General features: G+C 43.9%; 15 protein-coding genes. 6 read left to right on the top strand and 9 right to left on the bottom strand.

Annotated features, from left to right (window positions below; all coding sequences use genetic code 11):
- The first annotated feature begins 34 nt into the window (after positions 1-34).
- Positions 35-727: an MOSC domain-containing protein gene (locus tag ACZ5ZC_RS03645; RefSeq protein WP_048625480.1), complete on the top strand. Its 693-nt coding sequence runs from the start codon at positions 35-37 to the stop codon at positions 725-727.
- A 51-nt stretch (positions 728-778) separates the two neighbouring features.
- On the opposite strand, the gene ACZ5ZC_RS03640 is transcribed toward ACZ5ZC_RS03645, so the two are convergent.
- The 4 genes from ACZ5ZC_RS03640 to ACZ5ZC_RS03625 all read right to left on the bottom strand — a co-directional run bounded on the left by ACZ5ZC_RS03640 (position 779) and on the right by ACZ5ZC_RS03625 (position 3,095).
- Positions 779-1,276 carry a (R)-mandelonitrile lyase gene (locus ACZ5ZC_RS03640; protein ID WP_054866778.1) on the bottom strand — a complete coding sequence of 166 codons (498 nt, stop codon included), beginning with the start codon at positions 1,274-1,276 and terminating at the stop codon, positions 779-781.
- A 43-nt stretch (positions 1,277-1,319) separates the two neighbouring features.
- Entirely contained in the window at positions 1,320-2,036 is a 717-nt protein-coding gene (locus tag ACZ5ZC_RS03635) for a carboxymuconolactone decarboxylase family protein (protein ID WP_054866777.1), read from the bottom strand.
- 106 nt (positions 2,037-2,142) lie between these two features.
- Positions 2,143-2,493: a cyclophilin-like fold protein gene (locus ACZ5ZC_RS03630; RefSeq protein WP_464931782.1), complete on the bottom strand. Its 351-nt coding sequence runs from the start codon at positions 2,491-2,493 to the stop codon at positions 2,143-2,145.
- 152 nt (positions 2,494-2,645) lie between these two features.
- Positions 2,646-3,095 (bottom strand): cupin domain-containing protein, encoded by a 450-nt coding sequence (locus tag ACZ5ZC_RS03625; protein ID WP_081442386.1) that lies wholly within the window; start codon positions 3,093-3,095, stop codon positions 2,646-2,648.
- A 435-nt stretch (positions 3,096-3,530) separates the two neighbouring features.
- Here ACZ5ZC_RS03625 and ACZ5ZC_RS03620 point away from each other — a divergent pair, with 435 nt between their 5' ends.
- The gene (locus tag ACZ5ZC_RS03620) at positions 3,531-4,454 is read left to right on the top strand and encodes an AraC family transcriptional regulator (RefSeq protein ID WP_054866775.1); all 924 of its coding nucleotides are present in this window, start codon (positions 3,531-3,533) and stop codon (positions 4,452-4,454) included.
- A 130-nt stretch (positions 4,455-4,584) separates the two neighbouring features.
- Here the strand turns inward: ACZ5ZC_RS03620 and ACZ5ZC_RS03615 are convergent, their stop codons facing one another.
- The gene (locus tag ACZ5ZC_RS03615) at positions 4,585-5,586 is read right to left on the bottom strand and encodes an arginine deiminase-related protein (RefSeq protein ID WP_054866774.1); all 1,002 of its coding nucleotides are present in this window, start codon (positions 5,584-5,586) and stop codon (positions 4,585-4,587) included.
- A 402-nt stretch (positions 5,587-5,988) separates the two neighbouring features.
- Between ACZ5ZC_RS03615 and ACZ5ZC_RS03610 the strand changes: the two genes are divergently transcribed.
- Both ACZ5ZC_RS03610 and ACZ5ZC_RS03605 read left to right on the top strand, forming a co-directional pair.
- Positions 5,989-7,839: an ABC transporter ATP-binding protein gene (locus ACZ5ZC_RS03610; RefSeq protein ID WP_464931781.1), complete on the top strand. Its 1,851-nt coding sequence runs from the start codon at positions 5,989-5,991 to the stop codon at positions 7,837-7,839.
- Positions 7,840-8,430: 591 nt separating this feature from the next.
- Positions 8,431-9,138: a DUF445 domain-containing protein gene (locus tag ACZ5ZC_RS03605; RefSeq protein WP_005392172.1), complete on the top strand. Its 708-nt coding sequence runs from the start codon at positions 8,431-8,433 to the stop codon at positions 9,136-9,138.
- A 125-nt stretch (positions 9,139-9,263) separates the two neighbouring features.
- On the opposite strand, the gene ACZ5ZC_RS03600 is transcribed toward ACZ5ZC_RS03605, so the two are convergent.
- Together ACZ5ZC_RS03600 and ACZ5ZC_RS03595 are read right to left on the bottom strand one after the other, a co-directional pair.
- A complete protein-coding gene (locus ACZ5ZC_RS03600) occupies positions 9,264-9,740 on the bottom strand; it encodes an Lrp/AsnC family transcriptional regulator (RefSeq protein ID WP_006740877.1) in 477 nt (158 codons plus the stop codon).
- A 294-nt stretch (positions 9,741-10,034) separates the two neighbouring features.
- Positions 10,035-10,283, bottom strand: a complete 249-nt coding sequence (locus tag ACZ5ZC_RS03595) for a hypothetical protein (protein WP_012842405.1) — start codon at positions 10,281-10,283, stop codon at positions 10,035-10,037.
- Positions 10,284-10,667: 384 nt separating this feature from the next.
- Here ACZ5ZC_RS03595 and ACZ5ZC_RS03590 point away from each other — a divergent pair, with 384 nt between their 5' ends.
- Positions 10,668-11,222, top strand: coding sequence for a GNAT family N-acetyltransferase (locus ACZ5ZC_RS03590; RefSeq protein WP_193447570.1), 555 nt, complete (start codon positions 10,668-10,670; stop codon positions 11,220-11,222).
- Positions 11,223-11,280: 58 nt separating this feature from the next.
- On the opposite strand, the gene ACZ5ZC_RS03585 is transcribed toward ACZ5ZC_RS03590, so the two are convergent.
- Positions 11,281-11,520, bottom strand: a complete 240-nt coding sequence (locus tag ACZ5ZC_RS03585; RefSeq protein WP_005392166.1) for an RNA recognition motif domain-containing protein — start codon at positions 11,518-11,520, stop codon at positions 11,281-11,283.
- Between the two features lie 182 nt (positions 11,521-11,702).
- Here ACZ5ZC_RS03585 and ACZ5ZC_RS03580 point away from each other — a divergent pair, with 182 nt between their 5' ends.
- Entirely contained in the window at positions 11,703-12,236 is a 534-nt protein-coding gene (locus tag ACZ5ZC_RS03580) for a GNAT family N-acetyltransferase (RefSeq protein WP_054866771.1), read from the top strand.
- 123 nt (positions 12,237-12,359) lie between these two features.
- Here the strand turns inward: ACZ5ZC_RS03580 and putP are convergent, their stop codons facing one another.
- Positions 12,360-13,853, bottom strand: a complete 1,494-nt coding sequence (gene putP, locus ACZ5ZC_RS03575; protein ID WP_193447572.1) for a sodium/proline symporter PutP — start codon at positions 13,851-13,853, stop codon at positions 12,360-12,362.
- Positions 13,854-13,959: the final 106 nt, after the last annotated feature.

Below are 13,959 nucleotides of genomic sequence, written 5' to 3'. Positions count from 1 at the left end.
ACTTTATCTCTCATTCAAATAATAAGGAGGTTACATGAAGAAAATCGGCGTCGTAAAAGCTGTGCTAGCAGGGAAAACTGTCCCTTATGCTCATGGAGCGCAAAGCGCAATCAACAAACAAGTGTTGCCCGAGCGCCAGCACGCAACAGAGCTTGGTTTTATCAGTGATGAGCAAGGCGATCCACGCTTTCATGGTGGAATTCAAAAAGCGCTTCATATTTACCCAAGCGAGCACTACCCAATCTGGCAACAACAATTAGGCGAAAGAACTATTTTCCAATCCGCTGGCGGCTTTGGCGAAAACATCAGCTCCGAGGGCGTCACCGAATCCACGATTTGCTTGAAAGATAAAATCCGTATCGGCTCAACACTACTTGAAGTGTCGCAAGGTCGCATGCCTTGTTGGAAACTTAACGTACGATTTGACCAACACGACATGGCGAGAAGACTGCAAGACACGCTTCGAACAGGCTGGTATTTCCGAGTATTGGAAGAAGGCGATATCGGTGCAGGTGACGAGATTATTCTGTGTGAAAGACCTTATCCAGAATGGCCACTGGCTCGCATCATGGGCGCGGTTTTCACTGGCTGTTTAGATAGAGAAGAACTCACTAAGCTGTCTGAACTGCCGTTAGTCGAATCTTGGGGCAAGTTGGTCGAGCGCCGTCTAGAAACTGGCGAAGTCGAGGATTGGGAAATGCGCTTGGTTGGCCCAACAAGACAATAAAAAACGCAGAGTAAAAGCTCTGCGCTCACTATAAAAACGTGGCCTTGGTTATTACTGTCCTGCTGCATACTGACCATCGGTGACTTGCTCTTTCCAGATAACGTTTTCACCGTCTTTTGACGCCGTAACCACTAGGTGAGTCATTGGCGCATTTGGTGTTGCACCGTGCCAATGGTCGATACCAGGAGGACACCAGACACTATCACCAGCAGCAAATCGAATTACATGCCCATCACGCGTTCCTGTAAGTGCGGTACCAGAAGTGACGATCATGTGTTGTCCTGCAGGGTGAGTATGCCAAGCGGTTCGAGCTCCTGCATCAAAAGTGACATAGGCGGCGCTGTAGTTTGCAACTTCGTTTTCAGGAAACAACATCTCGACATTAACTTTCCCGGTAAATAGGTTTTCAGGTCCTTGAAACGATTTCTGATCAGCAGAGCGATAAACTTGCTGCGAAGATGAGTTACCATCGGCTGCTTGAGCGATTGGAAGCATAAATCCCGTCGACAACAGCACAGACCAAATAAGCAATGATGATTTATTTTTCATAAAACGAATTCCTTTCTAATTGATATGATTGGCCAAATAATATTTATTTTTCCAAAACTGTTTTTAGGACCGATTGAGCATTGTTAGACACACTTTCACCACAGCACTCACTTAATACAACAATAAATTCCTCTAACTCTTGAATAGAAACATTGTTATTCATACTGATATTATAGTGAGCTGCTAATTGGCTATTAACACCGTTCATATTTGCTAATGCTGCAATCGTAGCAATTTCACGCTCTTTCCAAGTGAGCACATCGCGTTCAAAAATATCACCAAACAAATGTGCTTTTAGGTATTCATCAATTTGCGGAGAAAAATCGAATAGCGCGCCTTTTACTTCTGCACCAACAAGTTGTGTTTGGTTTTCAGCGCCAAATTCTAAGCTGGTTTTATCGTTAGGTAACGCTCTTGATTCTCGCCCTAAGATATCGGTAATACCTCGGCTTTTGCGTTCCTCCAACACCGTCATAAATGTTGCTAGTCCATTCAAACTGCGCGGAAATCCAGCATACGCATACAACTGAGCCAGCAGTTCTTTTATCTCGTTGACCGTTAGGCCTGCGTCTAACCCATCATTAAGGCTTTGTGTTAGTTTTTCTATTTCACCACTCGCAGTAAAAGCAGAAATAGGAATAATAGCTCGCTCTTTGTCACTGAATATTTCTGATGCTGAAGCGATATTCGTTGTGCATAGCGTTGTCATAGTGAGCACCAATATTAATATTGATTTAACAGATTTGTTTAATGCTTTCATATCAAAATTCCATTATGTAACGGTGTTCTAATCCATAGAAGTTCTAGAAATATATTTATTAGCGTTCTGATTTCTACATTAATAATTCACATTGTTAACTAGGTCATTAATTTACTTTTTCGATCGTGACACTGTTTGTTTCTTTCGAAATAAAGCAATGAATACCATCATCGATTTGACCTAATTTAATTAGCCCAGACGCGTAACCAAAGTCCTTATAAAAGATAACTAAATTTCCCCAAGGGGCGTAATAAGAGATGTCACCCGTTTTTGATTGAGTTCCAGAAGGTGCGCCTTCGCGAGTTAACTTATTCGGTAAGTAAGCAATTTTCTCTGTATTTGCGTAGTCTTGTAGATCTAATGTTAGAGGCAATTGACGAACAAAATCGTCTGTACTCGCACTGCTCTTCAATGTGCCTAAAACACTGCAATCATCGAAAATAAAACGAATTTTCACTATATTTTCCTCCAATCCAGCGCTATTAACTTCTGCGTTTACAATGCAGGGGAACATCCAGGCACTACTCACCAAAACGCATCTCACCCACTGATTGAAACGGTATGCTTGTCTCATCGAGATTCCCTTTTCTCACTGAAAACTTGCTCGGGCTACTTTAGTTGCATGTACTCTTGATCAGAGACTGGTTCGCACCATTCATTACTTGCGCCTTCAGCCGGTATTTCTATTGCTACATGTGAGAACCAACTGTCTTTAGCTGCGCCATGCCAATGCTTAGTACCTGGCGCGATATGCACGACATCGCCAACATTCAACTCTTTTGCTGGTTGGCCAAATTCTTGATACCAACCTCGCCCTCCTGTCGCTAACAGAATCTGCCCACCTTCATGATGAATATGCCAAAAATTGCGACACCCTGGTTCAAACGTTACGTTCGCCACGATAAGACCAGGCTGATTGAGCAACGCCAGATAACTCGTACCGGTAAAGTAATCCGCATACGCTTCATTCTTTTCACCAAACTCGAAAATGCCTCGACCTTGAAATACACCGGCTTGCAGTACGTCAGGGATTTGAGTATTGCTTTTGTTATTCATCATGACTCCAAATAGTGTTCTTGAGTACTTACAACTCACCAAACCATGGGTTCACTGTATTGCGCTTTGATAGATGACCGTTAGCCTATTCATTGCTAATACTTGCCCAATATTCCAAACCAATACAAAAGACAACCATACTTGAGACCGGTTAGAAAAAACGGAATAAAAACTCAGAAATACATAATAATTTGATTTTTAAAGAATAAACTCATGGAAGACAATTAGCCCGCTCAACAATCAAGCAGAAAGATCAATCTTCGATCGCTTAACCTCGAAATAGACACTTGCCCAATATTCTTTACTTAAAGAAATGAACTGTTATAACTATGCTTAATGAAGTCGCTTAATTGACTCCGAAGAGGCGTTAACTACAAAGGCAGAAATCGCATGCCGTTAACACCGAACCTGAGGCCAACCAGAGGAGAGCACTGACCTATGCAAGAGGTACCGTCAAACACTTCGTCAACCCTGGCCAGTGCAATAGAAAAGCTTGCCAAGCACATTGAGAAATGGGCAAATGGCGCGAACCAATATGACACAGAAATTCCAGGATTAAGGTTCAGTCGTTGGGCAACCCCAACACCACCAACAAGCTACACCCACAACCCAAGTATTTGCTTAATTGCTCAAGGGAGAAAGCGCGTGTTGTTGGGTGAAGATAGCTTTGTTTACGATGCTAACCACTTTTTGATCTCCTCTGTCGACTTGCCGATTATCGCCAATATCATTGAAGCCAGTGAAGATAAACCTTATTTAGGGGTGATTATGGAGCTGGATCTGACTGAAATATCTCAACTTATTGTCGATAGTGAGCTGACGTTTAATCAAAGCAAAGAAGCACAAAAAGGCATAGCGGTTGGAGAGTTGTCGGAGCCATTACTTGACGCCTTTCTGCGTTTAATAGAGGTGCTGGATGAAGGACAAAGCATCAAAATTTTAGCGCCTATTATTAAACGAGAGATTTTTTATCGACTGTTAATCACCGAACAGGGCGCTCGTCTTAATCAAATCGTGACTGCAGGAAGTCACAGCCATCAAATCGCGAAGGCCATTGATTGGTTGAAGAATAATTTCGTAAAGCCGTTAAGTGTCAATGAGTTAGCCGCCTACAGTGGCATGAGTAAATCGGCGTTTTATACCCACTTTCGTTCTATGACATCTATGACGCCACTGCAATTTCAAAAGAAATTAAGACTCAGCGAAGCTCGGCGTTTAATGCTGACAGAAAACCTCGATGCCATGGCGACTACGTTTAAAGTGGGTTACGAAAGCCCTTCTCAATTTAGCCGTGAATACAGCCGTTTATTTGGTGCGCCACCATCCAAAGACATCAAGTCTTTGCGCGAGAGTATGGGTTAAGCTCGGAATATCCTAGGAAGAAGCTAGAAAGTGAAACCGTCAGTCTCGTACTGCCTCGAGGCTAACGGTTTTATTATTTGGGAGAGAATGAACGTCACCTGCATTTGCAAGCAAAACTGCGCAATATTGTTTATAACACCGCTTGTCGACTAGGCAAAAATACCTCACCCAACATACAGCGAACCGAGCCACCACCAATAGATTCTATGGTAGAAACATCGAATGGCAGCAATTTACCGTGCGTCGCAAGTTGATTTCTTTGTGCAGGAGAGAAAGCATCGTATGCCGATTGCGACATCGCAATGACTTTATCTCCATTGATGGTTTCCAACTGAAGAATGTTGCCACAGAAGTGGTTCATTTGCTCAATCGAAATAGAGATCACTTGCTTATCTTTGGCGAGTGATTTCAGAACAAAACGACGCTCAAATTCTGGGATCACTTCGTCACAAATCACGCAGAACTGCTCACCCACGGCCATCATCACGTTGGTATGGTAAATAGGCGCACCAGATGGCAAACGAGTTTGGAAAGAGATCACTCGTTCATAGCCAATACGATCGGCGTAATCTTCTAAAACCAGACGATCACAACGTTGTGAGAGTGCGGCATAGACCGTTTTATTTAAGTGGTCAAAGACCATCACACCCGTGCTTTCTAAATACGCTTGCTCATCAAGATATTCAGTTAGGCTGCTACGTCGATGAACTTCTCGCCCAGCTTGCGCTAGTGCCGCCACAAGCGCATCGGGACGCACTTCTTTTTGACGGTTTTCACAGGCCATTGGAAAGGTGTACAACGTGCCATCTGGCGTAGTGCTAAACCAATTGTTTGGAAATACCGCGTCTGGCGTCGAAACATCTGAAGCTGGATAATCAAACTCAACAACTTGAACGCCCTCTTGACGCAGCGTTGCAACCATACTCGCGAACTCGGCCATCACTCTACGCGAGACTTCTTCTTGGCTGAGTGACACTTTATGTTGGAACTCATTATCTTGTGCGGTTTCTTCATTAAAACGAAACTCTTTCGGTGGCACCATCACTACGCAGTTTGCGGTTTGGCGCTGAGCACTTTGCGTGCTTTCTTCTTTCCCATTAGCAAATTGGGTCACTGATTCGTGTAATAGCATCCAATACATTCCTTATCACTAGAATGAGGAGATTGTAAATTTATTGTTAACTTCAGTTTTGCTGTTTTCACAATTAATTTAATTACCTAGAAGTGATTTTCACTGCACTTAGCTTATTTCTCCCGAAATTTTATTGTCACTATGCAGGTTTAAGGTTTTATGGCATCGCGATGAACATGCGAAGAATTCATCATAAGAATCAGAACCATAGACAACCACACCCATAACCAACTAGTTACATTTAAAACACAATCGGTTAGACTATTTTTTCGCCCCTCTCGTCAATCCGTCTGCTTTCTCGAGAGCAGCCAAAAACTCTTATACACGCGGCTTCGTCCAAAGCAACGTGAATCGATGGATTTAGCCACCCCAAATGGCACTGTTTTAACTTTAGGATGAGTTATGTTTAAACAATTTGAAGGCTTTACAGAGCCGTTCCCCAAATCCACACCAGATCAGCCTCCTTCAGGGATGCTCGCTTTTTTACGTTATTACACCCGCGGCTACGAAAAGCCTTTGATCATCATGTCTTTGATGGCCACGATTGTTGCTGTCGTTGAAGTTATGTTGTTTGGCGCGATGGGACAATTGGTTGATTGGTTGTCCACCAGCAATCCAGAAACGTTCTTGCAAGACAATAAAGCAGATTTAATTTTCTACGGAACCTTATTGTTGGTTGTCATGCCCATTTTGGTGATCGTGTATTCGTTGCTCGTTCACCAAACATTATTGGGCAACTATCCAATGTCTATCCGCTGGCTTGCACACCGGTATTTGCTCAATCAAAGCTTAAACTTCTATCAAGATGATTTTGCAGGCCGAGTTGCAACTAAAGTCATGCAAACCTCATTAGCTGTGCGCGAAACCGTCATGAAAGCTATGGATGTGTTTGTTTATGTTACGGTTTACTTCACCAGCATGATCATTATGTTAGCGACGGCAGACTGGCGTTTGATGATCCCAATGATCGTCTGGCTGCTCGCTTACATCGCTATCCAAATCTATTTTGTCCCTAAGCTCAAAGACGTCGCTTCAGCGCAGGCCGATGCACGTTCGACAATGACAGGACGCATCGTCGACAGCTATACCAATATTCAAACCGTCAAACTGTTTTCTCATAGCCAGCGCGAAACCCAATATGCTGAGCAAGGCATGAAGGGATTTTTGAATACGGTCTATCGTCAAATGCGCCTAGTAACCGGCTTTGACGTTGCTGTAGAGATCTCAAACTATATTTTGGTCTTTTCCGTTGCTGCTTTATCGATTTACCTGTGGTTGGATAGTGCCATCAGCGTTGGCGCGATTGCGATTGCTGTTAGCCTTGCATTACGCGTAAATGGTATGTCGATGTGGATCATGTGGGAAGTTGGCGCCCTCTTTGAAAATATGGGAACCGTAGTCGATGGAATGAAAACGCTCTCTAAGCCAATTGATATTAAAGATAAACCAGGCGCAAAAGACTTAGTTGTCACTGAAGGTGGCATTCACTTTGATAACGTCAGCTTCCATTACGGTGAGAACAAAGGCGTGATTAGCCACCTCGATCTCAACATCAAACCAGGAGAGAAAGTCGGCTTGGTTGGGCGCTCCGGCGCCGGAAAATCAACTCTGGTGAACTTGTTACTTCGTTTCCACGATGTCGAAGACGGCAGCATTAAGATCGATGGACAGAACATCTCTGAAGTCACACAAGACTCTTTGCGTTCAAAGATCGGTATGGTGACCCAAGATACTTCTCTGCTGCACCGCTCTATTCGCGACAATATTTTGTATGGCAACCCAGATGCGACAGAAGAAGATTTGCTGAAAGCCACTAAGCAAGCGCATGCCCATGAGTTTATTGAAACTCTGACCGACCCATTTGGTAATGTCGGATACGATGCGCAAGTTGGTGAACGTGGTGTGAAACTGTCTGGCGGCCAACGTCAGCGTATCGCAATATCTCGTGTGCTACTCAAAGATGCACCATTGTTGGTACTGGATGAAGCAACATCGGCTCTGGATTCAGAAGTCGAAGCAGCCATCCAGGAAAGCTTGAATGAGTTAATGCAAGGAAAAACCGTTATTGCGATTGCGCACCGATTGTCGACCATCGCACAAATGGATCGCCTCATCGTGCTAGATAAAGGCAGTATTGTTGAGCAAGGTTCTCACCAAGAGCTCATCGCGAACAACGGTATTTATGCCCAGCTTTGGGCGCATCAAACTGGCGGATTTATCGCTGAAGAGTTAGAAAATCAACACGTTTCTTAATTAGCGAGAAACCCAATAAAAACGGCGCATGAAGCGCCGTTTTTCATTTTTATTGATAACCCTATACTCATATAGCCATTATAGTTTCTCATATATGAAACACCCTCCATGATAAAGCTCACATTTTTTCTGCTAATATACCGCCTCGTTGCGTATCCATTGCAATGAACACAATACAGAGTTTTGAGCCGTCTTCATTTGTCATTTCACTTTTTGAGAAACAGCTATACTCAATAGATGGCTTAGTTATTAGATTAACAATAAGGTAATTAGCTTATGTGTAAATGTGGTTCAATGCAGATCGTACAACTCAAACCAAGTTGGGCTGACAAGCTATTCGGCTACTCAGAAAGATGGAAATGCCAACTTTGTTGTAAGATCTACCGCATCTAAAATTAAAAATAGAATCTTAGTTTTTCTAAGAAAAAGCGGTGGCCCGACAGTAATTGTCGGGTTTTGTTTTTCTGCACATCCATTTTTATCCCTTCGCAACACGGTCACTCATCACGGCAAAACCTAGCATCTCAATGTGACTTAGGTATAGAATCAGGCCCACTTATTTATTCCGATATTCACATATAACTGGTCACTATGAACAAAAGTTTGCTAACGAATGTCCTCGCTATCGCTTTGATGGCTGGAGGTCATCAATTACAAAACGACTACCTTTGGTATGCGGGGCTGTTTGCGTTCTCAGGCGCCATCACTAACTGGCTTGCCATCCACATGCTGTTTGAAAAAGTGCCTGGATTATACGGTTCTGGCGTGATCCCCGCGCGATTTGAAGAGTTTAAACTGGCTATCAAAAACTTGATGATGGAGCAGTTCTTTACCGAAGCGAACATCGATCGATTCTTGAACAAAGAAATGGCGGGCGGTGTAAACATAGATCTTCAACCTGTGATTGAGAAAGTGGATTTAAACCCAGCCTTTGACTCTTTGGTAGAAGTGATCGAAGGCTCTCAATTTGGCGGCATGCTAGCGATGTTTGGCGGAGCGGAGGCATTACAACCTATGCGGCAGCCTTTCGTCGAAAAGATGCAAGAATCCATTATTGAGTTGAGCAAGAGCGATAACATCAAAGAAGCACTGAAAGAGCAGTTCGAATCTCCTGCTATGATGGATGAGATAAAGCAAAACATTGAAGGCATCATTGATCAGCGCTTGAGCGAGTTAACACCCGCACTGGTCAAAGAAATGGTGCAAAAAATGATTAAAGAACACCTTGGCTGGCTAGTCGTTTGGGGTGGCGTATTTGGTGGTTTGATTGGTGTTATCAGCACCTTTATCGGCGCATAGTCGCTCACCGATTTATCAAAAAGGAGCTTCGGCTCCTTTTTTGATCTTGAAAAAGTAATATGCCAAGCCACGCTAAATAACGGGGCTCAACGCATAAGCGCTGCGGTCATAGACATCAGCCTCGCCTAACCAAGGAGCTCCGGGTTTACGCCAAATCCTGTTTTATGTTCTTCAATTACCACTTCACTGCGAGTCTGGATTACGCCTGGAAGCGTGCCTAACTTACTCGACATAAACTCCTGATACGCTTTCATGCTCTTAACACGAACCTTTATCATGGTATCGAAGTCCCCAGAGAGCGAATAACACTCTTCAATTTCCGGCATCAATTCGACGGCTTTCGCAAACTTTTCAAAAATGGAAAAACTGGTTTGGTCTAAGCGAATATGGATGAATACTTGCACATCCAACCCTAATTTTTCCGCATTCAGCTCAGCATGGTAGCCATTGATATACCCCTCTTTTTCTAGTCGCTTCACGCGGTCAGAACACGGCGAGGTCGTTAAGTTGATCTGCTTTGCGAGTTCAACAACTGGAATTCTGCCTCTTGAATGAAGCACTCTCAAAATGTGTAAATCAATCCGGTCCAATTGGTAACTCATTAACCACATCCTTGTAACCACTCAGGAAGCATCACATTAATCGTTGCTTAAACAATTGCAAACCATCAAATGCACAGCATGTGAAATTCAGCAGAGAATAATTAGAAAATAACTAAGGAAGGAAAGGGCTGCGATTACTGCCGCTCTCTCCATAACCGAGTATGAAGAACAAAAGTAATCTAGCGGCTCCCGTAGAGTCGCAAATTTGAAAGCGTGTGATACGCCTTTATAGATCTGGCGTGCGGGGCAAGCAAGCCGCCCTGTTTAGCTATTAATCATAGCTATCGCTCTGAATTAGAGAGCTGCCGACGTATGCCTGGTAGGATGAGGAATCACTTCTCCAATTGCACGATGATTACAGCATCGGCAGTAGTATTGTGGTTCCATCTCGTAGTAGTGTTCACCTGATACAAATTTCGCCATCAGCTGTGTAAAACTCACCACTTTACCTGTCAACGAATCAACGGGCTGTGGCTCGCAACGCTTCATGATCACTTTATGTTGCGTTGATTTTCTACAAGCTGCGCAATATATATCCGGCATTTCTCTTCTCCCTGTTTTTCAGTACTACTGACAATTGACATATTTTGTTCAAAATAATTCCACAATAAAAAAGCCCCTTTAATTTTTTGTGTCCTATCTTCAAAAAATTGGACGAAAGTATCAAAAAATTGAGACATTGGTCAGACCTCAACTTTTGTACCATTATTATGAACGAACGCGCTTATGTGTGTAATAATACGACACATAACACATAAGCAATTGTTGCTACTCGCTATTTCAATCTGCAATGATCATTTTTATGGCGTTTTAAATATGGCTTTCACTCACATTTTCGATTCAGGCATTACTTGGTTGTTTAAACATGCCTGATTTACAGTGTGAATCTGCAATTTCCACGATACTGACTCATCTCAAGGACGCACGATGACGCTTCAACCAACGCTCACGACACAAAGGCTTATTCTTCGCCCATTTCATCCGACAGACAGCGCAACAGTCGCACGACTCGCAGGAGACAAGAGCATTGCAGATATGACGGCAAATATTCCTCATCCCTATGAAGAGCCGATGGCACAAGTTTGGATTAAGAGCCATGTTGGCGTATATCAAAAGCGTAGCGGGGTCATATATGCTATTACCCTGCGTCAAGACGAAGCGTTAATTGGTGCTGTTAGTCTGCTAAACATCTCGGAGGGAGTCGGCACATTAGGGTATTGGCTTGGCGTCGATTATTGGGGGAATGGGTTTGCTCAAGAAGCGTCAATGGCTTTAATTCAGTTTGCCAGACCACATTTTGAGTTATCGGGCCTAAAAGCGATGCACTTGGTCGAAAACAGACAATCCCAATCAGTCATTCAAAAGTTGGGCATGACGTATATCGACAATCACATCATCAAAATGCAGGGAAAAGAACGAGAAGTCTGCGTATACCAGCAAATATTTTCGCCTCAAGTAACCGTAGCAACCTCTCAAAATTAAGGCACTAAAAAACCAGCCTCTCAGCTGGTTTTATCTTTCACCTTGAAAGGCAAAAATACTAGTCTTGTGCGACTTTCACACGAATCTTGCTCTTATGTACTGAAGACAGGTTTAGTGCCTCCAACGCCGCAACGGCTTCGGCTTCATCCGGCATGATCACAAAACCAAACCCTTTTGATAAACCCGTCTCTTGATCAAGCACGACGGTGCAAAGCTCAACTTTGCCGTAGTTTGAGAACAGAGTACGGATGTCTTGCTCTGTCGTCTCACGAGCTAAGTTTCTTACTAGAAGTTTCATATTAAACCATTTTATGTTTATAACGCCTCAATTCTCTCAGCTTCTCCCTTACAAACCAAGTGAATAATGTTGTTGCGAAGGCTAGATGTCTCTAAGTGTTTCTGTTTAAATGATTTTTAGTGATAACGCTCTGAATCCTGCATTACGAGACGATTGGAGTATAAAAGCCTAGGAGATTCGACATGGAAACCAAACGTTTAAAGCTCATCCCAGCTTGCTTGGAACGTGCAGAAGAAGCACATCAGGCCGTTGTTCGTAGCCAAAAAACGCTTGAAGTTTACCTGCCATGGGTACCTCACGTGCTCACTTTAGAAGCGATGATTGCAGGGACAGAGAAAGCCATCGCAAACTTTGAAAACTTCGAAGAAGAGTTGCGCTACTACCTAATCGACAAGGAAAGCGATCGTTTACTCGGTGCCATTGGGTTAATGATCCATGATCAAGAGATACCGGCATTTGAGATTGGCTATTGGCTTGATGATCGCGCGGTAGGCTACGGTTATATCTCTGAGGCGGTAGCGGCGATTGAAAACTATGCATTCGAAGCGTTGGACGCGAAAAGAATCGCGATTTTAGCCGATGCGAATAACCGCAAAAGCCGTGCGGTTGCTGAGCGCTGTGGGTATGAGTTTGAAGGTGAGCTACGCAATGCTCGGCGTGCGTCTTCTGGCGAGCTGAGTAACACCGTCATTTACGCCAAAGTTCGTCGTGACTAACACACTCACAAAGAATAAAGCGACGTGAAAATCTGGCCTCAAGCAATCACCATTAACGTTTATTAAATTCAGATAAAACAAAGCCCGCTGTATAAGCGGGCTTTGTGTTCGTAAAGGAAGTAATTAGTCTAGTTCAACTAGTTTCTTCTCGTACGATTGATGTTGGTCTAATACGTCTTGCGCAGCACCGCCCGTTGCTTTACTTACCACAATGATAGCAAGCGTAGAGAAGATGATGCCCGGTACGATTTCATACACATCAAACCAACCGCCAGTTAGCTGCTTCCAAACTACGATAGTGATACCACCAACAAGGATACCTGCTAGTGCGCCGTTACGGTTCATACCGCTCCAGTAAAGGCTAAGTACAACCGCAGGACCAAATGCAGCACCGAAGCCAGCCCAAGCGTAAGAAACAAGACCAAGTACTGAACTATCTGGTGTCATTGCTAGGAATAGCGCAACAAGAGAAATCACGATAACGCCGATACGGCCAATCATTACAATTTCTTCAGAAGAGGCTTCTGGCTTGAATACTTGCTTGTAGAAATCTTCTGCAAGCGCTGAAGATGAAACAAGAAGCTGTGAGTCTGCTGTACTCATTACCGCCGCGAGGATTGCTGCTAACAACATACCCGCAACGACAGGGTGGAATACTGCGTTAACCAATAGCATGAAGATCTTCTCGCCATCTTCTAGTTGAGTGCCCGGATGACCCGTAACCCAAACCAGACCGACAAGACCAACAAGCATTGCACCAACCATAGATAGTGCAGTCCAAATCACAGCGATACGACGTGCAGTCGTTAGATCTTTGTTTGAACGAGACGCTTTAAAACGCGCTAGGATGTGTGGCTGACCAAAGTAACCAAGACCCCATGCCGCTAAAGAGATGATAGCAATCGCAGACAGTGGTTCGCCTTTGGCGTCATTCCATAGCGTTGCAAGTTCTGGGTTGATGTCATGCAGATCAGAAGTTAGCTGACCTAGACCACCGTCCATAACAGCAACAGGAACAATCATTAGCGCAGCCGCCATTAGCAGACCTTGCACTAAGTCAGTCCAAGATACCGCAAGGAAACCACCGAATAGTGTGTAAGAAACCACACACACCGTACCGATGATAACAGCGTAGGTGTAATCTAGACCGAATACCGTCTCAAACAGTTTGCCCCCTGCGACCAAACCTGAGCTGGTGTAGAAAAGGAAAAATAGAAGAATGAAAAACGCAGAGATTGTCTGGATCAGTTTCGACTTATCGTTGAAGCGACGTGACAGGAACTCTGGCAACGTTAACGCGTCAGTTTGGATACTGTAGGTACGTAGGCGTTTTGCACTGATGAGCCAGTTTGCCCATGTACCAAGAAGTAGACCGCCGGCTAACCAGAAGGCCTCGATACCCGCAGCGTACGCATAGCCAGGCAAGCCTAGCAGCAACCAACCACTCATGTCTGAAGCACCTGCAGATAATGCAGCAGGCCACGGACCTAGGCTACGGCCACCTAGGAAGTAATCAGATGAATTGGAAGTCCTCTTATACGCGTAAACGCCAATAGCAACCATAATCAGTAAATACGCCACAAAAGTGGACGTGATAGCAAAGCTATTTTCTATCATTAGATAGTCCTCGTTATAATTATTTCCTTCCTTGCCTGCCCTGATATTTTACCGTCTCAGCAATACATCAGAGTATAAGAAACCAATCTGGACCGGCTCTCAGTCC

Source organism: Vibrio sp. JCM 18905, assembly GCF_055393305.1.
The sequence above is the reverse complement of the archived record's forward strand: the minus strand, read 5'-3'. Positions and strand labels throughout refer to the sequence as shown.